This window comes from uncultured Chitinophaga sp. (assembly GCF_937898475.1).
GTDB lineage: Bacteria > Bacteroidota > Bacteroidia > Chitinophagales > Chitinophagaceae > Chitinophaga.
Genome location: NZ_CALEJS010000011.1, coordinates 303,413 through 328,353, shown reverse-complemented (window position 1 = coordinate 328,353; position 24,941 = coordinate 303,413). Strand labels below are relative to the sequence as shown.

15 protein-coding genes are annotated in these 24,941 nt (G+C 51.3%); 12 read left to right on the top strand and 3 right to left on the bottom strand.

All coding sequences use genetic code 11. The features are described from left to right. The first annotated feature begins 2 nt into the window (after positions 1–2). From hemH to Q0577_RS02930, 7 genes are all read left to right on the top strand, one after another. Positions 3–1,040 carry a ferrochelatase gene (gene hemH, locus Q0577_RS02960; RefSeq protein WP_298732641.1) on the top strand — a complete coding sequence of 346 codons (1,038 nt, stop codon included), beginning with the start codon at positions 3–5 and terminating at the stop codon, positions 1,038–1,040. 9 nt (positions 1,041–1,049) lie between these two features. Continuing rightward, positions 1,050–2,396 (top strand): protoporphyrinogen oxidase, encoded by a 1,347-nt coding sequence (gene hemG / locus Q0577_RS02955; RefSeq protein WP_298732639.1) that lies wholly within the window; start codon positions 1,050–1,052, stop codon positions 2,394–2,396. 53 nt (positions 2,397–2,449) lie between these two features. Beyond that, complete coding sequence (locus Q0577_RS02950) at positions 2,450–3,592, top strand: Re/Si-specific NAD(P)(+) transhydrogenase subunit alpha (protein WP_298732637.1); 1,143 nt, start codon at positions 2,450–2,452, stop codon at positions 3,590–3,592. 9 nt (positions 3,593–3,601) lie between these two features. After that, positions 3,602–3,943 carry an NAD(P) transhydrogenase subunit alpha gene (locus Q0577_RS02945; RefSeq protein ID WP_298732634.1) on the top strand — a complete coding sequence of 114 codons (342 nt, stop codon included), beginning with the start codon at positions 3,602–3,604 and terminating at the stop codon, positions 3,941–3,943. 82 nt (positions 3,944–4,025) lie between these two features. Beyond that, positions 4,026–5,525 (top strand): NAD(P)(+) transhydrogenase (Re/Si-specific) subunit beta, encoded by a 1,500-nt coding sequence (locus Q0577_RS02940; RefSeq protein WP_298732633.1) that lies wholly within the window; start codon positions 4,026–4,028, stop codon positions 5,523–5,525. A gap of 24 nt (positions 5,526–5,549) precedes the next feature. Next, positions 5,550–6,944: an RNA methyltransferase gene (locus Q0577_RS02935; protein ID WP_298732631.1), complete on the top strand. Its 1,395-nt coding sequence runs from the start codon at positions 5,550–5,552 to the stop codon at positions 6,942–6,944. 89 nt (positions 6,945–7,033) lie between these two features. Then, complete coding sequence (locus Q0577_RS02930; RefSeq protein WP_298732629.1) at positions 7,034–8,035, top strand: LysM peptidoglycan-binding domain-containing protein; 1,002 nt, start codon at positions 7,034–7,036, stop codon at positions 8,033–8,035. 91 nt (positions 8,036–8,126) lie between these two features. Here Q0577_RS02930 and Q0577_RS02925 read toward each other — a convergent pair whose 3' ends face one another. Further along, complete coding sequence (locus Q0577_RS02925; protein WP_298732627.1) at positions 8,127–9,197, bottom strand: LacI family DNA-binding transcriptional regulator; 1,071 nt, start codon at positions 9,195–9,197, stop codon at positions 8,127–8,129. Positions 9,198–9,483: 286 nt separating this feature from the next. Here Q0577_RS02925 and Q0577_RS02920 point away from each other — a divergent pair, with 286 nt between their 5' ends. The 5 genes from Q0577_RS02920 to Q0577_RS02900 are packed head-to-tail and all read left to right on the top strand — an operon-like array spanning position 9,484 to position 22,655. Continuing rightward, positions 9,484–11,223, top strand: a complete 1,740-nt coding sequence (locus Q0577_RS02920; RefSeq protein ID WP_298732625.1) for a sodium:solute symporter family protein — start codon at positions 9,484–9,486, stop codon at positions 11,221–11,223. A gap of 51 nt (positions 11,224–11,274) precedes the next feature. Next, the gene (locus Q0577_RS02915) at positions 11,275–13,560 is read left to right on the top strand and encodes an FAD-dependent oxidoreductase (protein ID WP_298732623.1); all 2,286 of its coding nucleotides are present in this window, start codon (positions 11,275–11,277) and stop codon (positions 13,558–13,560) included. Between the two features lie 37 nt (positions 13,561–13,597). Next, the gene (locus tag Q0577_RS02910) at positions 13,598–16,624 is read left to right on the top strand and encodes a TonB-dependent receptor (protein ID WP_298732621.1); all 3,027 of its coding nucleotides are present in this window, start codon (positions 13,598–13,600) and stop codon (positions 16,622–16,624) included. Between the two features lie 30 nt (positions 16,625–16,654). Further along, a complete protein-coding gene (locus Q0577_RS02905) occupies positions 16,655–18,148 on the top strand; it encodes a RagB/SusD family nutrient uptake outer membrane protein (protein ID WP_298732619.1) in 1,494 nt (497 codons plus the stop codon). 7 nt (positions 18,149–18,155) lie between these two features. Next, entirely contained in the window at positions 18,156–22,655 is a 4,500-nt protein-coding gene (locus tag Q0577_RS02900) for a beta-L-arabinofuranosidase domain-containing protein (protein WP_298732618.1), read from the top strand. A 69-nt stretch (positions 22,656–22,724) separates the two neighbouring features. Here Q0577_RS02900 and fmt read toward each other — a convergent pair whose 3' ends face one another. Beyond that, the gene (gene fmt / locus Q0577_RS02895; protein WP_298732617.1) at positions 22,725–23,639 is read right to left on the bottom strand and encodes a methionyl-tRNA formyltransferase; all 915 of its coding nucleotides are present in this window, start codon (positions 23,637–23,639) and stop codon (positions 22,725–22,727) included. Positions 23,640–23,769: 130 nt separating this feature from the next. Continuing rightward, positions 23,770–24,918 carry a DUF1343 domain-containing protein gene (locus Q0577_RS02890; RefSeq protein ID WP_298732616.1) on the bottom strand — a complete coding sequence of 383 codons (1,149 nt, stop codon included), beginning with the start codon at positions 24,916–24,918 and terminating at the stop codon, positions 23,770–23,772. Positions 24,919–24,941 lie beyond the last annotated feature (23 nt).

Below are 24,941 nucleotides of genomic sequence, written 5' to 3'. Positions count from 1 at the left end.
TAATGGAAGCTAGATCTGATGTAGGGGTAGTGTTGATGAACCTGGGATCGCCTGATTCTACAGCGGTTCCCGATGTACAGCGCTATCTGAATGAATTCCTGATGGACAAACGGGTGATAGATTATCCATATTTATTGCGATGGTTGCTGGTTACCCGCATCATCATACCTAAACGCGCACCCAAATCTGCCGAAGCATACCGTTCTATCTGGTGGGAAGAAGGATCTCCGCTGATCGTGCTTACCAAACAGCTGCAGAAAGCAGTGCAACATGATCTGCAGTTACCGGTAGAAATTGCCATGCGCTATGGCAACCCTTCTCCGGCAATGGCCTATGACAAGCTGCTGCTGCAGAACCCGCAGCTGAAAGAAGTGATACTGCTGCCCTTATACCCGCACTATGCCATGTCTTCCTATGAAACGGCGGCGGAATATGCAAAGCAGGTGCATCAGAAAAAAAACTATCCTTTCAAATTAACGGTCATACCGGCGTATTATGATGCGCCTGATTATATTGAAGCGGTGGCGGAAAGTATGCGCCCTTACCTGCAGCAGGACTATGATCACGTACTGTTCAGCTATCACGGTGTGCCGGTAAGGCACATACGAAAAGGTGATGTTACCGGTAAACACTGCCTGCAGATCAATGATTGCTGCCATGCAAAATCAGCTGCGCATGAGTTCTGCTACCGTCACCAGGTTCATATAACTTCAGAGCTGGTGGCCGCTAAACTGGGCCTGCCGGCTGATAAATGGAGCGTTTCCTTCCAGTCAAGGCTGGGCCGTGAAGAATGGTTAAAACCCTACACGGCAGAACAGTTCCAGGAGCTGCCTAAACAGGGTAAGAAGAAGCTGCTGGTAGCATGCCCCGCATTTGTATCTGACTGCCTGGAAACCCTGGAGGAAATTGCAGTAGAAGGAAAACATACCTTTATCAGCAACGGTGGAGATAGCTTTACGATGATACCCTGCCTGAATGTACACCCGCTCTGGGTACAGGCAGTAGTGAAATGGTGTAGGCAGCTGGCTGCTAAAGGCTAAAAATATCTCATGAACAATATCACCCTTATCGCCGGCGGAGGTATTGCCGGCTTAAGCCTTGCTTACGAACTGCAGAAACGGAATATTCCCTACGTGATATTGGAGGCTGGCCGGGAGCCCGGCGGTGTAGTGCACTCTTTTGTAAAAGATGGTTTTGAGCTGGATGCCGGTCCTAATTCAATAGGGGCTACACCTGCCACTATCGCGTTTATACGTGAGATAGGGCTGGAGCATGAAATGATGGAAGCAGCCGCCACCAGTAAGAACCGTTTCCTGGTGCGGGATCAGCGCCTGCACCCTATCTCTCCCAATCCGCTTAAAATATTAACTTCTCCCTATCTCAGCGGCGCCGCCAAATGGCGTTTGTTCACAGAACGCTTCCGGGCCGCACAGCCCACTGATACCGAAGAGTCGGTAGCCAGTTTTATCCAACGCCGCTTTAACCGCGAAATATGCGATTACCTGTTTGATCCTATCCTTTCAGGCATCTATGCAGGAGATCCCGCACGCCTGTCCATACAGGAAGTGCTGCCCTTTCTTCCCCGCTGGGAGAAGGAATACGGCAGTGTGACCAAAGGTCTTTTCAAAAATAAGGGAGCCATGGGCGGACGTAAGATCATTGCGTTTAAAGGTGGTAACAACAAGCTGGTAAAACATCTACTGTCGCTGTTAACAGAGCCGGTACGCCTGAACTGCCGCATTACGGCGGTAGAACGTACAGCTACCGGGTACAGCGTGCAGTATCAGGCAAAGGGGCAAACGGAAACCATGCAGGTGGCCCGCCTGGTGTTCACCACCCCCGCTTATGCTACCGCTAACGGTGTACAGGAACTGGATCCCGCGCTTGCCCAATTGCTGCGTGGCATTATCTATCCCCGCATGGGCGTACTGCACCTGGGCTGTGACCAGGATGCTGTACAAAACATGCCGGGTGGTTTTGGCTTCCTGGTGCCCAGGGCAGCAGGCTTACATTTCCTGGGCGCTATCTGCACTTCAGAGATCTTTCCTTCCAGGGCGCCGCAGGGTAAGGCATTGTTCACCATCTTCACCGGTGGTGTGCAGCAGGAACATTATTTCGATGAAATGAGCGATGAAGACCTGCAGCAAAAGATCCTCAGCGAACTGGGAACATTGCTGCAGCTGACCAAACCCCCGGTGATGCAGCATTTCAGCCGCTGGGAGAAAGCGATCCCCCAGCTGAATACCGGTCACCGCCAGGTGCGCGCAGCCGTGCAGGCCTTTGAAGAACGGTTTCCTGGCATTTTTATCAGTGGAAATTACATCAGCGGCGTTTCCATACCAGCAGTGCTGCAACATGCAGGCGGACTGGCAGAGAAGCTGGCAGTTGTTAGCTGACAGTTTGTTACTAACAACTTTTTTCCCTAAATTCCATTATAAAATTCCACCAGATGATTGCAGGTATTCTCAAAGAAAAAGCAGGCGAACAGCGGGTGTCTTTAGTACCGGAAGTCGTAAAACAGCTTATCCAGCAATCTGTCACCGTCTGGGTGGAACCCAATGCAGGCGCTGCCGCTTTTTACCCCGATACCGCCTATATGGAGGCGGGAGCGCTCATTAAGCCGGCAACAGAGATCCTTCAGCAGGCAGACCTGATCCTGAGCCTGCAGCTGCCTGATACCGATGTATGGAAAAGCATTCCCGATGGTAAAACACTTGCAGGTATTTACCAGCCCTTATATAACGCTGCCCTTATGGAAGAAGCAGCCACGCGCAGGCTTACCCTTTTCAGCCTGGACAGCATTCCCCGCAGCACCAGGGCCCAGAGTATGGATGTGCTCAGTTCACAGGCCAATATTGCCGGTTATAAGGCAGTATTGCTGGCGGCGTACACCTATGGCCGTTATTTTCCCATGTTCATGACAGCGGCAGGCAGTATTGCGCCCGCTAAAGTGCTGGTGCTGGGTGCAGGCGTAGCCGGTTTGCAGGCAATTGCCACTGCCCGGCGCCTGGGTGCGGTGGTAGAGGTGTTTGATACCCGCCCGGCGGTGAAAGAAGAAGTAATGAGCCTGGGCGCCCGTTTTGTGGAAGTGGAAGGCGCTGCAGACGCCAGTAAGGCCGGCGGTTATGCCGTAGAACAAACGGAGGAGTATAAACGTAAGCAGGAGGAGAAAATAGCAGACAGCATCGCTAAAGCGGATATTGTAATCACTACTGCGCAGATCCCGGGCAGGAAAGCGCCGGTGCTGGTCTCTGCCTCCATGCTGGACCGTATGCGCCCGGGCGCCGTGATCGTAGACCTTGCAGCCGCAACCGGCGGCAACACTGTGGTCACAAAAGATAACAGCACCGTAACGTACAAAGGGATTACCATCATCGGTAATTCCAACCTGGCGGCAACAATGCCTGCAGATGCCAGTAAACTGTATGCCCGCAACATGTATAATTTCCTGCAGCTGGTGATCCGCAACGGGCAGCTGGCGCCGGATTTCCAGGACGATATTGTGCAGGGCGGCTGCATCACACACAACGGCGTTATCGTAAACGAAAGAGTGAAAGCCCTCCTTACATCCTCAGCTATTATTAATTCTTAATATAAGACTATGATCCTTTCCTTTGTACAACAGCATATCGAGCTGATCTACATCGTGATCCTGTCTGTGTTCCTGGGCATTGAAGTCATATCCAGGGTGCCGTCTGTACTGCACACGCCCCTTATGAGCGGCGCCAATGCCATTCACGGTGTGGTGATCATCGGCGCTATCATTGTGATGGGAGAGGCGGACGCCGGCAATTACCCGGCCCTCATCCTGGGCTTCCTGGCCGTAATATTGGGCACACTGAATGTAGTAGGCGGCTTTGTCGTGACAGACAGGATGCTCGAAATGTTCAAATCAAGGACTAAAAATCCAAATAACAAATCCCAGATTCCAAATTCCAAATAGCGAATCATCATCGGCAACATCTCTATTCCCCATTTGGAATTTGGTTTTTGGAATTTGGATACTGGAATTTAAAACACCCGGCATGTTATCTATCATCTACCTGATTGGCTCTGTTACATTCATTATTGGCCTGAAAATGCTCAGCCACCCGGCTACGGCCCGTAAAGGCAATCTCATTGCCGCCGGCGGTATGACGCTGGCAATATTGGGCACTATTTTTCTGTATGAAAATAACGGGGAACACCTGCACAATTACGGGTGGATCTTTGCCGGTCTGCTGGCAGGCGGTACTATAGGCGTGCTGGCTGCCAAGAAGGTGAAGATGACCGCTATGCCTGAAATGGTAAGCCTCTTCAATGGTATGGGCGGCGCTTGTGCCGCCCTGATATCGGTGGTGGAATTCAACCATATGATCACCACACCTTCTGCAGGCATCGCTACCGCTGTACTTCCCCGTCTCAGCGAGTTACCCGGCATGGAACATGCCTCGCTGGGAGGCCGTTTGCTGATCATCCTGCTGGGACTGATCATCGGCTCTGTTTCTTTTGCCGGGAGCATGATCGCCTGGGGAAAACTGAACGGGCGCATAAAGGATTTTGCTTTCAAAGGGCAACATATTGTGAATCTGGCGATACTGGCTGTTTCCCTGCTGGCTGCGTTGTATCTGGTGGCTACAATAGACCGGCAGGTGGGTGTTGAGCTGACTATCGGCAGGAGCGGAGGCCTGGCCATACGTGTAGCCGGTATTGTGAAATTTCTTTTCTATCTCATCTTATTGCTTTCCATCATATACGGTATCCTGTTTGTTATGCCGATCGGCGGCGCCGATATGCCGGTGGTGATCTCCCTGCTGAACTCTTTTACCGGCGTGGCGGCAGCCTGCGGCGGATTCTTATACAACAACCAGGTAATGCTTACCGGCGGTATTCTCGTTGGCTCCGCAGGTACCATACTCACCATCCTGATGTGCAGGGCCATGAACCGCTCCCTGAAGAATGTGCTGATCGGCTCTTTCGGTGGCGCTAAAGCCGGTTCGGCCAAAGAGCAGGGCCAGTATAAATCAATTGCACTCGCTGATGCAGCTGTAGTACTGGCCTATGCACAGAAAGTAGTGATCGTACCGGGCTACGGACTGGCGGTGGCGCAGGCCCAGCACGCCTGTCATGAACTGGAGAAGCTGCTGGAAGATAAAGGCGTAACCGTGATATACGCCATTCATCCGGTAGCAGGCCGCATGCCGGGCCATATGAACGTATTGCTGGCAGAGGCAGATGTGCCCTACGAAAAGCTGCTGGAAATGGAACAGGCCAACGAAGCCCTCCCTACTACCGATGCCGTACTGGTATTGGGAGCCAACGATGTGGTGAACCCTGCCGCCAAAACAGACCCCGACAGCCCCATTTACGGCATGCCTATCCTGGAAGTGGAAAAAGCCAGGATGGTGATCGTCAATAAGCGCAGCATGAAACCAGGCTACGCAGGCATCGAAAATGATCTCTTCTTTCAGCCCAAAACATCCATGCTGTTTGGCGATGCCAAGCAGGTACTGCAACAATTGATTGCTGAGGTGAAGCAGGTGTAGTAACTTTGCCCCAAAGTTTTTTCATTGTCTTATCTACCACCGGCATTATTATCCAGCTTGCGGGGCCTTCCCGGTTTTGACGAAGCAGCGTTTGTACAGGTACATAACAGCGGAGAGCGTGTAACCTCCCTGCGTATTAACCCGGCCAAAATGCAGGATACCTTCCTGCAGAAAAAAGTACTGCAATCCTTAAGCACGGCCCCGCTTATACCCGTGCCATGGTCGCAATACGGCTTTTACCTGCCGCAGCGGCCTTCCTTCACGTTCGATCCTTTTTTCCACGGCGGCGCTTACTATGTGCAGGAAGCTTCTTCCATGTTCCTGGAGTTTGCCATGCGCCAGACCTGCAACCTGGAACAGCCGTTGAAGGTGCTGGATCTTTGCGCCGCCCCCGGCGGTAAAAGCACTTTACTGCAAACAATTATCAGCCCGGATAGTTTACTGGTGTCTAATGAAGTGATCCGTGCCAGGGCGGGATTGCTGGCAGATAATATCAGCCGCTGGGGCGCAGCAAATGTGGTGGTTACCAACAATGATCCCAGGGATATGTCACGGCTGACCGGCTTTTTCGATGTGATGGTGGTAGATGCACCCTGCTCCGGTTCAGGATTGTTCCGTCGTGATCCCGAAGCGGTGGGGGAATGGTCGCCCGAGAACGTAACCCTCTGCAGCCAGCGCCAGCAGCGTATCCTGGCAGATGCCTGGCCCGCATTGAAAGAGAATGGTATCCTCATTTATTCCACCTGTTCTTATTCTAAAGAAGAAGATGAAGCCATCCTGGACTGGCTCTCTGCCGAACTGGACGCCGATAGTGTCCCGCTTGCAGTGCCTGCCGCCTGGAATATTGTGACCACGGTATCGGACAAACGAAACGCAGCAGGTTACCGTTTCTATCCAGACAGGATCCAGGGTGAAGGCTTTTTCATCGCCTGCTTCCGTAAAAAGAACGGAGATGCCTGGCAGTCCAGGAAGCAGAAAGACACCCTGACCGCACTGCCCAGGAAAGAGCGTGACAAACTACTGCCCTGGATCAGCGATGCGGATCAGCTATTCTTCATGGAGCATCAGGGTGAAGTGATCCTGCTGCCCGAAGCCATCACTCCCGCGGTGGCGGTATTGCAACAACAATTATATTTGCGTAAAGCCGGTGTGAAGGCCGGGCAGCTGGCCGCCAAAGAACTGGTGCCTGATCACCAGCTGGCCATGAGCCCCCTGCTGGCGCCGCAGGTGCAAAAAGTAGCGCTCACAAAAGATCAGGCCTTGCAGTACCTCCGTAAGGAAGATCCCGCGCTGCAGCTCAGCGCAAAAGGCTGGGCGCTGATGGCGTACGAAAATATGCCACTTGGATGGGCTAAAATATTGCCAAACCGCATCAATAATTACTATCCTAAAGAACTCCGTATTTTGAAAGAGATCTGAGGTTATCGCACAAGGGATATTCCAAATTTTTCAATTTTAACGCATATATTCGTTGCCGGAAAATGCGTTAGCATATAAAATGAGTCAGTATGGTAAGATCAATTTTGATAATAGGGGCAATTATCTTGAGTGCGGCAGGTTTGCGGGCACAGGACATCCTGGAGATACAGGGTACAGCGCCCGATCTGTACGTAACACACACAGTGAAAAAGGGTGAAACTTTTTACAGCCTGTCACGCACTTACAGTGTTCCCCCCAAAGAAATTGCAGCACAGAATAATCTTTCTTTTGACGGTGGATTACAATTGGGGCAGAGCGTGAAAATTCCGCTTACCCAGAGCAATTTCCTCCAGGGCAGTGATGCCGGAGGTCTCCCGGTATATCACAAGGTATCAGAAAAAGAAACATTGTACCGCATCAGCGTAAACTACAATAAGGTGCCACTGGATAACATCCGTCACTGGAATAATTTCACCGGCGATGGTGTAAAGAAAGATGGTTTACTGATAGTGGGTTATCTGAAAGGATCCGCCAGTGGTGCTGCAGCGCCGCCGGTATCTCACCCTGCTCCTCCACCGCCGCCGGCTACAGAAACCACCACGGTAGTGAAGAAGGAAACACCTGCTCCGGCGCCCACATCAGTTACGCCCGCGCCCCCGGTAATCACGCCGGCACCGCCTGCGCAAACCGGTACCGAAACCGTGAAGGAAACACCGGCGCCTGTAGCAACTACTACCAATTTAAAGAAAGAACAGGCGCCTCCGCCTGCTTCTTCCAGCGCCAGTTTTGAATCGATCTATGAACAGCAGACAGCAGGTAAGAAAGTGACCACCGAAAAAGGACCCGGCTCCTGGTTCAAGAGCAATGCCGGTGCAGGTAAGTATTATGCCCTGCATAACACGGCCTCCCGTGGTACCATCATCAAAGTGACCAATCCGCTGAATGGCAGATCTATCTACGCCAAGGTGCTGGAAGCCATCCCGCAGATGAAACAGAACGCCGGTCTTATTATCAAGCTCAGTGATTCAGCCATTGAAGCCCTGGGCACTAATGAGACAAAGTTTTACTGTGAGCTGAGCTACGAAAACTGATAAACGCGCGAAACGCGAAACGTCAAACGCTTAACGTTGTATGCAACCTGCATAGCGCGTTAAGCGTTTTGCATTTTGCATTAGCCTGCCTTCAGCGTTTCGCATTCCGCGTTCCCCGTCTGGCCTGCTGGGCAGGAACAGTTGATTCACGGATGATCAGTTTTGTTTTGAGCCTTACAGCCGGCGCTTTTTTGATGGTGTAATCATTCTTCACAACAGCATTGATGTCCTGCAATAAGAGGCGGGCTGCTTCCCGCCCCAGGTCAAATGTAGGCTGCGCCACGGTGGTAAGGCCGGGAGATACCAGCTGTGCTGAAAGATCGTTACTGAAACCTACTACCGCTATATCCTTCGGGATAGACAATCCCTTTTGTTTGATCACTTCCATGGCGGCGATAGCTGTTGGATCGTTGATGGTGAACAGCGCATCCGGCGGCTCAGGAAGATCCAGGAAATGTTTGATATAGATCCGTACCTTCTCCAGTGTAAGGTCGTAGCTGATGATCAGCTGCGGGTCAATAGGGATCTTATGCTTCTTCAATGCATCCAGGTAGCCCTGCTGGCGAAGGCGGGTATTGATCAGTGAATCCGGCCCGGCCAGGTGTGCAATCCTCCTGCGTCCTATCTTTATCAGGTGTTCTACGGCATGAAAAGCTGCTTCATAATCATCTACCACCACATGGGGCACATTCAGTTCATCGCTGGTGCGGTTAAAGAACACCAGCGGAATTCCCCTGCGCTGTATCATCTGGAAATGATCAAAGTTGCGGGTCTCCTTGGTATGCGAAACAATTATGCCATCAACATGGTAAGACAACAGCAGCTTGGTGTTCAGCACCTCTGCGTTGTACGACTCATTGTTATGGCAGATAATGGAATTGTACCCCGCAGCATGCAATACTTCCTGCGCACCAATGATCACCGATGGGAAATAGGTAGACATGAACTCAGGCACCATGATCCCGATAATGTTGGTACTGTTCTGTGCAAGGCCCAGCGCCAGCGGATTACGCTGGTAATCCAGTTTCTGGGCCAGTTCCAGTACGGCCGCACGCGTTTCCGCATTCACATTCGGATGCCCCGTCAGCGCCCGTGATACCGTTGATTTGGAAATATTCAGCTGCCTGGCAATATCAATGATGGAGATATACTTCGATTTCATCCCGTGGAATTTTAACCCTTGCACACAAATGTAATGAATTGGGAACATTCCCAACAAAATGGGAACGTTCCCATCAAAAAAAGATGCCTGCTTATTTGTTTTATCGGTTTTGTTTAAACAAATTTGAGGGAGTAAAGAAAATTTAAAAGCGCTTCAAATGAATACTGTGGCGCTTTCCCTGATACAACCAGATCGCGTATATTAAATTCCACGGTATGCCCGCTTGCCGTTTTCCTATAACGGGTAACTATTGGGAAATTTCCCATAAACAGTTTCAATTGTTCGTATGACTACTGCCATCGATACGGGAGTTATTTTTATCTTCTCACTATTTGTGCTCTTTATCGGGATCCTGTTCGGCCGCACCGGCAGAAATATGAAATCCTTTTTTGTAGGGGGAGAAGCAGTGCCCTGGTTCATCGGCGGACTGTCACTGTTCATGAGCTTTTTTTCAGCCGGTACTTTTGTGGCCTGGGGTTCTATCGCCTATAAATACGGCTGGGTATCGGTTACCATTCAATGGACTATGTGCCTCGGCGGACTAGTTACAGCCCTGTTCCTGGCGCCAAGATGGAAGCGTACCGGCGCTTTAACGGCAGCCGCCTTTATCAGGGAACGTTTGGGTGTACCTGTGCAGCAGTTCTATATTTTTATTTTCATGCTGGTTTCGCTGGTGAACAAAGGCGCAGTGTTGTACCCCGTTGCCAAACTAGTAAGCGTTTCGCTGGGCTTTCCGCTGCAGGCCTGTACCCTGGTGCTGGGCGTGATGATGATCGCCTATACCGCGATAGGGGGATTGTGGGCCGTAATGGTAACGGATATCCTGCAATTTGTGATCCTGACGGCTGCCGTACTGATCGTGCTGCCGCTCTCCCTGCAGGCAGCAGGCGGCTGGCAATCCTTTACGGCAAAAGTGCCTGAAGAGTTCTTCCATGCCCTGAACGGAGAATACACCATCGGTTTCATACTTGCTTTTACGCTATATCACATTTGTTACATCGGCGGCAACTGGACCTTTGTACAGCGCTATACCAGCGTAGATTCGCCCGCTTCTGCAAAGAAAGTGGCATTCCTGTTTGCGGCGCTGTATATCATCAGTCCCGTTATATGGATGCTGCCGCCTATGATCTATAAAAGCATTAATCCTTCACTTCAGGGACTGGATGCAGAGAATGCCTACCTGCAGGTATGCAGGCTGGTACTGCCCTCCGGACTGATGGGCCTCATGCTTACCGGCATGTATTTTTCTACTTCCGCAACTGCCAACACTACTTTGAATGTAACAGCAGCGGTGTTCACCAACGATATCTATAAAGGCTGGTTAAAGCCCGGCGCTACACAGCAACAGCTGATCCGCATGGCGCGGCTTTCTTCTTTTATCCTGGGCATCGGTATGATTGGTATCGCGCTGCTGGTACCGGCTGTGGGAGGAATGATAGAAGTTGTACTGACCATTGCCGCTATTACCGGCGGCCCTTTGCTACTGCCGCCGTTGTGGGCCCTGTTCTTCAAACGTCTGAGTGGTAAGGCGGCATATATCATCACCGCTGCCTGTTTGCTGGTGAACCTTTGTTTTAAATTCATCACGCCCTGGCTGCTGGATCTCCGCTTAAGCCGCGCTGCAGAAATGGTGCTGGGTGTAGCGCTGCCACTTATCATGCTGGTGATATATGAGTTTGTCATTGCATTCCGCAAAACAGCGTCCGGAGATTACCTCCGGTACCAGGCATACCGCAGGCAACAGCAGCAAAGTGCTGCAGAAGATGTTGCAGAAGCAGCGGCCATTCATCGCCAGAACCTTTTTGGCCTGCGTGTCATCAGCTTTGCATTGGGCTTTACAGCCTTACTGCTGTATGTGCTGGGCATGATTGCCTCCACGGGCAATGCACTCGTGGCCGGTATCGCTACCGCCATATTACTGGCCGCCCTGATCCCGCTGCAGGCAGCCAGCCGTTTAAAGCGACGATTGATAGCGGAAACAACAGGCAATACTCCATCGCCGCCTGTGGTTACGCATGCGGATTGATACCGCTGCAGACTGTTACGTTTTATTTTTCAAAAATAAAGAGGATTATTTATGATAATCAGAGAGGAGCGTACTGCCCAGACGAGAAGCAACCGCCTGATTAGATTGCAGGCAGATCTTATCATTACCGGTGGAGGCATATCCGGCGTTTGTGCCGCCATTACAGCCGCCAGAAGTGGTATCCGGGTAGTGCTGGTGCAGGACCGGCCCGTTTTGGGAGGTAATGCTTCCAGCGAAGTGCGGCTGTGGATACTGGGCGCCACTTCCCACCTGGGCAACAACAATCGCTGGTCAAGAGAAGGGGGCGTGATCGATGAGATACTGATCGAAAACCTGTACCGCAATAAAGAGGGCAACCCACTGATACTGGACACCATCCTGCTGGAAAAAGTTACCAAAGAACAAAACATCACCCTGCTGCTGGACACAGTTGTATATGAAGTACACAAATCATCAGAGCGGCGTATAGATCACCTGCGTGCTTTCTGCAGCCAGAACTCCACGGAGTATGAGCTAAAGGCGCCTTTATTCTGCGATGCTTCCGGAGATGGTATTGTCAGCTTCCTGGCGGGCGCCGCCTTTAGAATGGGCGCAGAGAGCAGGGACGAATTCGGCGAGTCCCTGGCCCCTGACAGTAACTACGGTGAACTGCTGGGCCATTCCCTCTATTTCTATAGCAAAGAGGCGCCGCAACCGGTGAAATATATTGCACCGGATTATGCGCTGAAAGATATCAAACAGATCCCGCGCTATAAACAATTGAGCCCGGGCCTCAACGGCTGCCGCTTATGGTGGATAGAATACGGCGGTCGTGCAGATACCGTGCATGATACAGAACAGATCAAATGGGAGCTGTGGCGCATTGTATACGGTGTGTGGGACTATATCAAGAACTCCGGCAAATTTAAAGATGTAGACAACCTTACCCTGGAATGGGTGGGCGCTATTCCAGGCAAGCGCGAAAGCAGGCGCTTTGAAGGGCATTACATGCTAAGTCAGCAGGATGTTATCCAGCAACGCACCTTCGATGATGCAGTGGCATTTGGCGGCTGGGCGCTTGACCTGCATCCGGCAGATGGTGTCTACAGTGAGCTGCCCGGTTGTAATCAATGGCATACCAAAGGTGTTTACCAGATTCCTTACCGCTCTTATGTCAGCAGGGATATTGATAACCTTTTCTTCGCCGGCCGTATCATCAGCGTGAGTCACGTAGCCTTCGGATCATCCCGTGTAATGGCCACCTGCGGACATGGCGCACAGGCTGTAGGCGCAGCCGCAGCACTGTGTATCCACCATGGTTTACTGCCACAGCAGCTCATGGAAAAGCCCTGCCTCCGCCGCCTGCAGCAGCAACTGAACCGTATGGGGCAAAGTATCCCCGGTATCGCTATCAGCCGGGACGATAACGATCCGATGAACACCGTTGATATTACCGCATCCTCCACCTTCACCTTGTCAGAGATACCCTTCAACGGCCCCTGGCTGTCTTTGGAAGAAGGCGCAGGGCAACTGCTGCCGTTCACTAAGAACGAACGATACCAGTTCAGGGTTAAGGTAAAGGCCACCATCGCCACGGTTCTGCGCGCTGCTTTGAAAATAGGGGAGAAGCCCTTCAACTACACGCCTGAGATCACCTTACAAACCCTGGAAATACCATTGCAGTCCGGCGAACAATGGGTCAGCCTTTCCTTTACAACACCCATACCGGCTACGCAATACGGCTTCCTGATATTTGACGCCAATCCCGCGCTGGCGCTGCAGGGCAGCCAATGGCGCTACAGCGGTATCGTATCTGTTTTCAACGGCAAGAATAAAGCGGTATCCAACGATGGTAAACAGCTGGCGCCTGAAAACTCAGGGGTAGACAGCTTTGAGTTCTGGTGCCCGCGCAGAAGGCCCGAAGGACATAATATAGCCATGAGCGTGATACCTGCACTGGCGCCTTATGATGCCGCCCATCTTACAAACGGCTACACGCGCCCTTACCTCGGCGCTAATGCATGGGTGGCAGATCCATCAGATGCGCAGCCCTCCCTGCAGCTGCAGTGGGACGCGCCCAGAGACCTGCATACACTCACACTTCATTTTGATACAGATTTTGATCATCCCCTGGAGTCCTCTCTGATGGGACATCCGGAAGATGTAATACCTTTTTGCGTACGGCATTATCGTATTTATGATGACAGGGGAACATTAATTCACGAACAAAGGGACAATTATCAAACTATCAATCACATTGTATGGGACAAGCCCATCAGCACATCCGCACTGCGCATTGAAATAACGCATCCTGCCCCTTGTATACCGGCAGGACTGTTTGAGATCCAGTGCTCCTGAACAGGTGGCTGTCCTGTCTTTATTTAATACCACGGTTATGAAAAAATATCTATCAGATCTGTTCATGCAAGTATGGATACTGTTTGCCATACTATTTATCCCGCTGTCGCTTACTGCGCAGGAGACGGTAGTAAAGGGGAAGGTGGTGTCTTCAGAAAAAGGAGAACCACTGGCCGGCGTTACGGTACGGTTAAAAAATGCGAACGCCGGAACAGTTACCGATGCCAACGGCTCGTTCAGTCTTTCCCTGAAGCAGGCATCACCGGTACTGGTGTTTTCTTTCACCGGTTACCTGGTGCAGCATATCCCTGTGAACGGACAGCGCGAGATCAATGTTACGCTGGCGCCTGATCCCAGAGCATTGGGCGAAGTAGTAGTAGTAGGTTATGGTACACAACAGAAGAGCAACGTGGCAGGCGCTATTGCTTCTGTAAAAGCTGCAGAGCTGAAACAAACGCCGGTGGCCAACGTGGTACAGGGCTTGCAGGGCCGTGTGGCCGGTGTACAGGTTACGCAGAATTCCTCTGCTCCCGGCGGTAGCGTAAGTATGCGCATCCGCGGTACCAACTCTATCAATGGCAGCTCAGAACCCTTGTACGTGGTGGATGGGGTACAGCTGTCCAACTCCGGAGGTATCAATGATATCAGCAGCCTTTCCATTGTCAACCCAAATGATATAGCATCTGTAGAAGTATTGAAAGACGCCTCTTCCACCGCTATTTATGGAGCCCGCGGCGCCAATGGGGTCGTGCTGATCACCACCCGCCGCGGTAGATCCGGTAAAACACGCATCAGCTATGATGCTTACTACGGCGTGCAGCAGGTTACCAGAAAGATGAAGATGATGAACGCATCCGAATTCGCACAGTTGGAAAACGAGATCTATCGTACCAATGTTTATGAAGACCCCGCTTCCCTGGGCGAAGGTCTCGATTGGCAGGAGCTTATCTTCCGCGATGCACCTATTCAAAGCCACCAGGTCTCCGTATCAGGTGGTAGTGAAAAAACACAGTTTGCATTATCTGCCAACTATTTTGACCAGCAGGGTATAATGATCAGCTCCGGCTTTAAACGCTATTCTTTCCGCCTGAATTTTGATCACCGCGTAAATGATCTGGTAAAGATCGGCACCAGCTTATACACCAGTTATATTATCAATAAGACTGTGCCTACAGGTTCCACCAACATAGATGCAGGCGCTGTTACCGGAAGCATACTGGGCGCCGCGTTAGGAGCGCCGCCTACCATGCAGCCTTACAGGGAAGACGGCAGCATATTGCCCTTCGGCGATCAGTTCAACGGGCGCTACCGCGAAGTAGTGAACCCACTGGGATTAGCGCAGATACTGAACCGCGATAAGACCAGCAGAACATTTGCCAATATCTATGCTGAATTTACGCCCCTGAAAGGACTGAGCTACCGGGCCAATTTTAATCCCATCATTTCTTCCGGGCTGCTGGATTACTATTCTCCCCGTTCCATCATGAACACCGGAGATCTGGTATCCGGCGGCGGTACGGCCAGGAAGGTGAACTCCAATAATGTGGTTTTACTACATGAAAGCGTACTCACTTATCAGACTCATTTCAATCAGCACTCGCTGAAATTTACCGGCGTGTTTGCCACACAAAGCAATAACAGCAACAGTAATACGATCAATGCATCCAACTTTCCCAACGATGCTACTGCCAACGAAGCATTGCAGCTGGCAGTAGATAAAACTGTTTCCAGCACCCGTAGCAAAGACCGCCTGGACTCCTACATGGGAAGGATCAACTATGCTTTCAGGGATAAGTACCTCCTGGATCTTATAGCCCGTGCAGACGGCGCCAGTAAGTTCGGCGCCAATAACAAGTATGGTTTTTTCCCGGCGGCAGCGGTGGCATGGAGGATGTCAGAAGAACCATTTATTAAAAGGATCGCCGCCATCAGCAATCTGAAATTGCGTTTCAGCTATGGTGTAACAGGTAATGCGGGCGCTATCGGGCCTTACCAGTCGCTCGCCACTGTGGGCAGTACCAACAACTATTACTTCAATCACTCGCCCATGAACGGCATCAGCCCTACAGGTATCCCCAACCCGGATCTTAAGTGGGAACGCTCCCGTCAGGCCGATCTCGGTATTGACCTCAGCCTCTGGAATGATCGCCTCAATATTACCGCAGACGTGTACCATAAGAAGACCAATGACCTGTTGTTTGTAATGGCACTTCCTAATTCATCCGGCTACAGCTCCATCACCGGCAACTTTGCAGACCTGGAGAACAAAGGCATTGAAGCTGCTGTGGATGCGGTGATTCTGGACGGTCCGCTGAAGTGGAATGTTGCAGGCAATATCACGGTTAACCGCAATAAACTGCTTAACCTGAACAGCAGCACCAATGAATACGTGGTCAACAACTTCAGCGTTTTGAAAGTAGGAGAACCGCTGGGACTTTTCAAAACGTACATCTTCGATGGCATTTACCAGACGGGTGAAACCATTGAGCCGGGCGGCAGCCGCACCGGTGGTATCAGGGTGAAAGACCTTAATAAAGACGGGGCTATCACTGCTGATGATCAGCAGATCATCGGCAACGCCAATCCGTCTTTCATATACGGCTTCTCTACCAACCTGAGCTACAGGCGTTTTGATTTCAGCGCTTTCTTCTCCGGCTCCCTGGGCAATAAGGTGTATAACCTGATCAGGTATACTTTTGAGAATCCGCTGGGCTCGCGCAATGTATATAAGGCACTGGTGGATCGCTGGTCGCCCACCAATCCCAGTAATGAATATGTGAGCGGTTTCCAGGGTGGCCGCCTGCCGTTGACAGACCGTTTCATGGAAGACGGCTCTTACCTGCGCTGTAAGAACATCACACTGGGTTATACTTTCCCGGCCATGAAATGGATCTCTTCTATCCGCGTGTATGGCAGTGCCAACAATCTTTTCACGGTATCCAATTACAGCGGATTTGACCCGGAAGTGAACTCCTTTGGCAATTCTAATACGGTGCTGGGGGTAGACAATCTGGTGTATCCTATTGCCAGGTCCTTTTTGCTGGGCCTGCAGGTATCTTTTTAAGCATATATCAACTAACTAAAATATTGATCCATGCCAGTCAACATCATTAAAAAGTTTGCAGCTGCCATCTGCCTGCTGGCAACATCGCTGTTATCCTGCAAACTGGATGAAACACCTTATTCCAATATTTACACGGAGACTTTCTATAAAACACAGCAAGATGCAGAAGCCGCGCTGGCGGCTGTTTATACGGCCCTGGCAGATATGTACAACGGGCCTTCTCCGCTGCTCATAGCAGACCTCAGTGCAGACCAGGTATACCCGCGACCCGTGGTGGGCAGGGATACCTATACGCTTTTCAGTTATGACCAGGACTATACCGCTGTGAGAAGTTACAGCCGCACCATGGAATCGCCGGTCGATCTCTGGAATAACTGCTACAAAGGTATTGAAGCAGCTAACTGGGTATTGGAAAAAGTACCCGGTACCAAGATGGATGCAGAACGGAAGAAACAGATCATTGCCGAGGCGCAATACATGCGCGCATGGTTTCACTGGATGCTGTCAAAGAACTTCCGCGATGTCGTAGTACGTACCCACCCCAGCAAAGTATTGGAAGATGCTTATGAGCCCAAGACGGAGCGTAACGGTGTATACCAGCAGATCTATAAAGACCTGGACAGCGCCATAGCCGGCTTGCCTGACTATTCAGCTGCCTGGCCCAAAGGCCGCCCTTCAAAACAGGTAGCACAGGCCCTGTATGCTAAAGCCGCCTTGTATAATGAGAATTGGGACATCGCCCTGCAGAAGGCCAACGAGGTGCTGAACAGCGGGAAATACCAGCTGATGCCAGATGTGCTGGACGTATACAACGTTGCTAAGGAAGATGTGGCACGGCAGGAGAATATGTGGGCTTTTGAGGCAGAATCTTCGCTGCCCTCCCGCGCTTCGCAGATCATGGCCCTGTATGGCCCACCCAACAGTAATGGTCCCGCCTATGGTAAATCTTCATTCGGTTCCATGTTCGCTTACCAGTCTTTCTTTGATTCCTTCGATCCGGCAGACAAACGGCGGCAGCTGCTGGATACGTTTTACATGGATCGCCAGGGTAAAGTGGTGAACCAGGCTAATATTACGCCGGTTACAAAACAGGGCGTGCTGGTAAAGAAATACATGGATCCAAATTCCATTGTAGGCGCCCACGCGGTAAATATTCCATTGATACGGCTGGCAGATGTGTATCTTATAGCGGCAGAAGCTGCAGCGCGACAGGCAGGACCTGATGCACTGGCATATAACAACATCAACACCGTTCGTGCAAGGGCGGGCTTGCCTGCATTGTCGGGCCTCAGTAAAGAGGCTTTCATCAGCGCAGTGCTGCAAGAACGCAGCTGGGAATTGTTTGCAGAGGGAGACCGCTGGTATGATCTTACCCGTACCAACACTTTTATGCAGGTAATACCGCAGGCCGTGAATGATGTGTTCCCAACGCGCAACCCGCAGCCCAAACATCGCTATTTTCCCATACCGTTAAGCGAAATAAACGCTAATCAGAAACTGGAACAGAATCCTGACTGGAAATAAACAGATCATGTCCATAATGAAATATAAACAGCTATACGGCATTTTAAGCGCCTGCCTGTTATTAACGGCCAGCGGCTATGCACAGCAAAAGCTGACCCTGCGTAATGACCAGCTGGAGCTGGAATGGAAGAAAGGTCCTAATGGCTATCAGCTGGTGAAAGCGGGAGCTAACCAAACCGCATTACCACAACCTTCAGGCGAATATACCGTGCTGTATAGCGCCGGTAAACCTGATACGGCTGCTTTACGCAGGGAGGTAGATAGCCGTGCCGCCAGCTTCCCGGAGCCCATCTACAAATACCTCATTAAAAGGTGGAGCGAGAACCTGGCGCCGGTGCCTATGAACACCGCAGGCAAGGCTATCCATTTTTACCCGGCAGTAGCCAGGCAACGCAATGCATCCGGCATTGCATTCACCTATGCATCAGATACATTGCAGCTCAGCGCCAGCTGGCAGCTCGATCCTGCCTTTCCGCAGGATATCACTGTAACGCTTACACTGAAAGCAAAGAAAGCGGGTTACTACGCCATCGCCACTCCTTCGCTGGCAGTGCTGCCGGAAGCTGAACTGGACTGGGGCATGATCCCCGGCTATTTCCAGGGCAGAAAACTGGCAACAGACCTGGTAAACAGCTATGCCTACGGTCAGGGTATTCCCAACCGTCCGATCATTGTAAGAGAACGTACCGCAAGTACACTCTGTCCGCTGCTGCGCAGCCGTAAGGGACTTACCCTGGCGGTCATTCCTGATCCCGGAACAGGCCGTGATCCCTGGGAACAGGATCACAACACGCATGCCGACTGGCAGCTGGGTCTTTCACTGATGAACAGGAAAGGCGGCCTTATGCCTACTGCTTATCACCCGGTATTGGGTGAAAGGGATTCCTATATGAAGGAAGGGGAAGAGCGGACCTTCAGCTTCCGTTATTCCCTGCAGGCGGCAGACTGGTACACTGTATACAAACATGCCATCTATGATATATATCGTTTCAGGGATTTTCTTGCACTGAAACAAACGCATCAGTCACTCACAGACCGCGTGATGGAGATGCTGCACTACGTTAAGGCAGACAGCACTTCCCGCTGGCGTACCTTCTCCTATAAAGGGCTCGAAATGGGTGCGCAGGATTATTTGGGCGGCGTAGTAGGATCTGACAAAGACGCCATGAAGAATTCCGATTATGGCGCCATGTGGATGTTGGCCAGCATCACCGGCGATACTTTGCTGGAACATCGCCGCCTGCCCTACGTGCTTAATTTCAAGCTGGCGCAGCAACAGGAGGAACCAGGCTTCTTCCAGGGCGCTGTTACCGGGCAATACTACCTCTGGAAAGGGAAACGCTTTACTGAAGAATGGGGCCCCTATGTGGAGCCGATCGCGCTCACCTATTACGCGCTGATAGACATGGGCAATGTGCTGCTGTATGAGCCGGATAATCAATCCCTGCGCGAGCGTTTACGCATGGGCGCTGATAAGCTGATGGAGTGGCAGCATCCGGACGGTCACTGGGAAGTAGCTTATGACCACAAGAGTTCAAAACCCATGTTTGAAGACCTGGAAGATCTGCGTCCTACCTTTTACGGACTGGTAGTGGCTTACCGCATCTTAGGCGATAAAAAGTACCTGGAAGCAGCCCGTAAAGGCGCAGATTGGTTCATGGAGGAAGCCACTGCCAGGGGGTATTTCCTGGGCGTATGCGGTGATGCAAGGTTTGTAGCTGATTTTGCTACCGGTCAAAGCGTGCAGGCTTTGCTGGACCTGTATGATTTAACGGGAGAAGAGCAGTACCGCACCGCAGCCATTACCACTGCACGTATTTATACCGCCTCTGTTTATACGCATCCTATCCCTTCCCGCAGGCAGAAAACGGTGAAGGGTGAAAACAGGCAGGATTGGGAGATCAGCCAGGTAGGGCTCAGTTTTGAGCACGGCGGCAGCCTCGGTTCTGCCACTATGCACGGCCCTATTTTACTGGCCAGCCATGCAGGTATGTTTGTACGCCTTTTTAAACTCACACAGGACTCCCTGTTCCTGGATATGGCGCGGGCAGCTGCATGGGGCCGCGATGCTTTTGTGCACCAGTCTACCGGTGTGGCCTCTTACTACTGGAATGCCATGAACGCGGGCGCAGGGCCTTATCCGCACCACGCCTGGTGGCAGATAGGATGGATCACTGATTACCTGCTGTCTGAAGCTGATCTGCGCAGCAAGGGTAAAATCAGTTTTCCCCGTGGTTTCATCACGCCCAAAGTAGGCCCGCATCAATGTTATGGCTTTGCCTCCGGCAAGATCTTCGGGCGCATGGCAAAACTGTATATGCCCGATAGCATGCTGCAGGTAAGCGATCCGCAGGTAGACTATATCAGCATTGCGGATGATTTTACCAGACAGCTATACGTAGTCCTGCTGAACAATGACGATGAATCCCGCCAGGCAGTAGTGCGTCTCAATACCCGTAAAGTAATGCCCGGAGAACAGGTGCGTGTTACCAGGAGCATTATCAAAGATGAATCTGGAAAGCAGGAAGGATATGATCTGCCCTCCGGCAATACACAGTCTGTAAGCATACCGGCCTACGGACTAAGAGTACTGGCTATTGACTACGCGCGGGTAGATACGCAGTATGTTGCCCGTCAGCATTGGGTATGCGTGAATCAGTCGGGGTATAATATCAACGCACCTAAGCGGTTCACCGTGCCTACTGCGGGTGATGAACAGCTTCGTTTCTGGATCACGGAGAAAGACCACGCAAAGAAATTGTACGAAGGTGTGGTGGATCATGGTACGGGAGATTTTACAACGTTTCGCCCTGCCAGGGGAGGTACCTATGAGATCCATGTGGCCGACAGCAAACTGCCTGGGGCAACATCATTCCCTTTTGAAATAGGACCTTTCGCCATTGAGAAAGCGGCTTTACAACCCGCTGTTGCGTTCATGAATGATGCGCGCAGCATTGTAGGTACGCACCATTCTGCCTATGGAGGATCTCCCTGGCGCGACGGCACCTACTATTCTTACGAGATCCCCTCCCTGGTGCTCATGTATCTTTCCAATCCGCTGAAGTATGAAGAGATGCCGTCCACCATTGACTATGCCGCCATGAAACGTATGGTGCTGGATACAGGCTTTCACCTGGTAAACGCCCGCAATGATGAAACCGCGCTGGCTACCGCCCGCCGCTATTTCAAGGAAATACCGCCCCTAACGGGAACGAACATACCAGATCTGGTGTGGAATATTCACTGGGGACTGGGATATTACCTGCTGAATCCAAAGACAGCCGATCCCAGCGATGTGAAAATGCCACCGCAGCTGCATCCGCAAACCTTGTCACAGTTCGCCTACTTCCTGTATGCTTATCCTTACCTGCAGAAATGGTTTCCCCAAAGCCTGTACAAACAGGCGTTGAAGTTCACCTTGTCGCACTGGAAGGAAGCCGGCCTGCTGGACCTGCGTCGTGAGATCGGCAACTCCAAAGGCCGTTATGCTCCCGGCTTTTCCGTATTGCCTAACCTCCTGCTCTATGAAGTGTGCAAACGTGAAGGGATCGCTCAGCCGGATGCATATCTGCAGGCCGCAAAACAGCAGGCCCGCTGGATCATTGACTCCCTTAACCTGCAGGATCCGCTGGTTACAAAAGGGCAGCGCATGAGCGAACATGTACTGATGACAGGCCTTGCCTTCTACTGGCTGCACTATCGCGATAATGCACCGGAAGGCTTGCAGCAGAAGATCAATGAATGGGCGGACGTTGTCATCAAACGTTCCGATAACATGTGGGATTTCAGGCGCTACGATCTTGACAGCAACTGGACAGTGCCCGGTTATAACGAAGTTGGTAATGTAGCAGGTTTCCCCGCATCTGCTTTGCAGGCGGCAGCCGTGGTAACAGATACCGCAGTGAAACAGCGCCTGCTGCAGATCGCCTTTGCACATTTTGATAATCTGTACGGGCGTAACCCGCTGAATGCTCACGCAGCCCATCACCCGGAGAAAGGCTTTACCGGAGTGGAACGCGCTTTCCCGAAAGGATTTCCGGATGATATATGCGCCCGGTTGGAACTGGTGCGCGGCACCCTGAACTGTTTGCCGGGAACAGAAATGTATCCCTTCAACCCTTCGGGCAGCTACCGTCACCTCGAAGGATGGGTGAACCACAACACAGCCTGGAACGTAAGCCTGGCCATGCTGAACTGGTTTGATAACCAGCCGTTGCAGGCGAAGCTTCAGAAACGTTCCCTGCAGGTACGCTGGCAGGCGCCCGTGAATTACAATGCCACAGTAAAAGACAGTTTGCCGGTTAACGTGTATGTGAATGGTAAGCTGGCGGGAACGGTGGCATTAAGCGAAGAAAACAATAACAGCCTGGTGTTCAGCGGCAGCATACCCCTGAAAGATGATACGTTGTTAATCAACAGCAAGCCTGTGATGGTGAAGAAAGGAGACGCTATCACATTGGCATACGGTTATGGAATACTGAAGAAAGAAAAGGTAGTACGCTTTTAAAAGCGCACTCACTTTTTTTAAAACGTTGCAATGCCTTAAGAGCCCGCTTACTGTTAGCAGGCCCGATTCTCAGACCCGGTAGCCCCTCAGGAAGGCGGCTACTTCCATTTTCTTTTTGCCTTCCAGTTGTATTTCCTGCAATACCAGGTAGCCATCCGGCGCTGCAATTTTCAGGTAGGTCTTCTGATCCGTAACAGGCTGACCGGGCGGTACAGCCGGTGTTGTATATTCTTTTGTGGCCTTAAATATCTTCAGTTGTTTATCCTGTAAAGTAGTCCACGCAGTAGGATAGGGGCTGAGTCCCCTTACCAGGTTATAGATCTTCTCCAGCGGCTGTTCCCACTGTATGCGGCAGTCTTCTTTAAATATCTTGGGCGCATGTTTGATCCGGGTGGGGTCCAGCTCGGGCTGTGGTTTTTCTTCGGCAGTGCCTGCGGCCAGTGCATTCACTGTCTTCAACAATACCTGCGCACCTGTTTGCATGAGGTCATCATGCAGCTCACCGGCCGTTTCATCTTCACGTATGTTTACCTGCGCATTGTAGAGGATATTGCCGGTATCAATAGCATGCTGCAGCTTGAAGGTGGTGACTCCGCTTACTTTTTCACCATTGATAATAGCCCAGTTAATAGGGGCTGCACCGCGATAATCCGGCAGCAGCGATGCATGTACATTGATGGTGCCTAATGGTGGCATATTCCACACTACTTCCGGCAGCATACGGAAGGCCACCACTACCTGCAGGTCTGCTTTCAGCGCCCGCAGCTCTTCCAGGAAGTCCGGGTTTTTCAGCTTCTCAGGCTGCAGCACCGTGAGCCCTTTAGATACGGCATACTTTTTTACTGCACTTTCCTGCAGCTGTAATCCACGCCCCGCAGGCTTATCCGGAGCCGTGATCACCCCCACCACATCATAACCATTCTCTACAAGTATATCCAGTGAAGCAACCGCAAAATCAGGCGTTCCCATGAACACAATACGCATCAGCAATAAAAATTAAGCATTAATAATTAACAATTAATAATGAACACTACCTTCAAACCACCACCATCAGAACACAAATGTATTTATTAAGATACTTCTTTTACAAGCATTATTAATTCTTCATTATTAATTATTGAGCGGCCGGGTACAATAAATATTTTGCCCTGATTTTTTTAAAGCCGCTCAACGCCGGCTCCCAGCTTTGTCTTATTTCCTGTTCGCTTTTGCCATCCTTTATCTGCTGCATCAGCGTGCTGTTGCCCGCCAGTTTATTAAAGAAGGGCGTAAAGAATTTGTCTTTCTGCGGGTACAGCTGGTAGGCTTGTATGATCCATTTCAGCTGCAGCTGATAGCCGGTTTGCTGTAGTACGCTTTGGGCATCGCCTGAAAGGTCAAAACCATAACATGGCTGATTTTTCAGGGGCGGCTCTTTGGCGCCGGGCATGCTGCGGGGCGTGAAGGTATACAGGTCTTTTGGGAAAAGCGGGCTGCCAAATACCTGGAAAGGTTTATCTGTACCACGGCCCAGGCTCAGCAATGTACCTTCAAACAAACAGGTGGAAGGATACAGGTAGATAGAAGCCATATTGGGCAGGTTAGGCGAAGGCTTTACCGGCAGCTCGTAAAAAGTATGATGATTGTACCGGAGGCAGGGTATTACGGTTAATTTGCATTGCAGTCCGTTCTTCAGCCATTTTTCACCATTCAGCATCCGCGCATATTCGCCTACGGTCATGCCATGTACCAGCGGTATGGGCTGCATTCCTACAAAAGAACGGAAGGCCGTATCCAGTACGGGGCCGTCTACATAATGCCCGTTGGGATTAGGACGGTCCAGTACGATCAGTGGTATACTGTTCTCCGCGGCAGACTCCATCAGTTCCTGCAGGGAGGAGATGTAGGTATAAAAACGGGCGCCTACATCCTGTATATCATAGATCAGTATATCTACATCACGGAGGTCTGCAGCGTTTGCTTTACGGTGTTTACCATAAAGGGAAACAATAGGAAGGCCCGTGCGCTGATCTACGCTGTTATCAACTTTTTCGCCCGCATCGGCATCACCGCGGAAGCCATGTTCCGGGCTGAATATTTTCTGTATCCTGACCTGCAGTTTCAGCAGCGAATCTACCAGGTGCGTGTTGCCAATGGTGGCCGTCTGGTTCACCAGCAGTGCCACTCTTTTATTTTTAAGCAGGTGTAGGTATTCGGCGGTTCTGGCCGCTCCGGTGATCACAGGCGCCTGTGCGTAAACAAGTTGTAAAGCGAGCAAAAACATGCTCAGCAGTTGAATAAACCGAT

Bases quoted from the DNA above. Each gene is read 5' to 3' on its own strand.
- hemH (WP_298732641.1), top strand. From the start codon at position 3: ATGGAAGCTAGATCTGATGTAGGGGTAGTGTTGATGAACCTGGGATCG.
- hemG (WP_298732639.1), top strand. From the start codon at position 1,050: ATGAACAATATCACCCTTATCGCCGGCGGAGGTATTGCCGGCTTAAGC.
- Q0577_RS02950 (WP_298732637.1), top strand. From the start codon at position 2,450: ATGATTGCAGGTATTCTCAAAGAAAAAGCAGGCGAACAGCGGGTGTCT.
- Q0577_RS02945 (WP_298732634.1), top strand. From the start codon at position 3,602: ATGATCCTTTCCTTTGTACAACAGCATATCGAGCTGATCTACATCGTG.
- Q0577_RS02940 (WP_298732633.1), top strand. From the start codon at position 4,026: ATGTTATCTATCATCTACCTGATTGGCTCTGTTACATTCATTATTGGC.
- Q0577_RS02930 (WP_298732629.1), top strand. From the start codon at position 7,034: ATGGTAAGATCAATTTTGATAATAGGGGCAATTATCTTGAGTGCGGCA.
- Q0577_RS02925 (WP_298732627.1), bottom strand. From the start codon at position 9,197: ATGAAATCGAAGTATATCTCCATCATTGATATTGCCAGGCAGCTGAAT.
- Q0577_RS02920 (WP_298732625.1), top strand. From the start codon at position 9,484: ATGACTACTGCCATCGATACGGGAGTTATTTTTATCTTCTCACTATTT.
- Q0577_RS02915 (WP_298732623.1), top strand. From the start codon at position 11,275: ATGATAATCAGAGAGGAGCGTACTGCCCAGACGAGAAGCAACCGCCTG.
- Q0577_RS02910 (WP_298732621.1), top strand. From the start codon at position 13,598: ATGAAAAAATATCTATCAGATCTGTTCATGCAAGTATGGATACTGTTT.
- Q0577_RS02905 (WP_298732619.1), top strand. From the start codon at position 16,655: ATGCCAGTCAACATCATTAAAAAGTTTGCAGCTGCCATCTGCCTGCTG.
- Q0577_RS02900 (WP_298732618.1), top strand. From the start codon at position 18,156: ATGTCCATAATGAAATATAAACAGCTATACGGCATTTTAAGCGCCTGC.
- fmt (WP_298732617.1), bottom strand. From the start codon at position 23,639: ATGCGTATTGTGTTCATGGGAACGCCTGATTTTGCGGTTGCTTCACTG.
- Q0577_RS02890 (WP_298732616.1), bottom strand. From the start codon at position 24,918: ATGTTTTTGCTCGCTTTACAACTTGTTTACGCACAGGCGCCTGTGATC.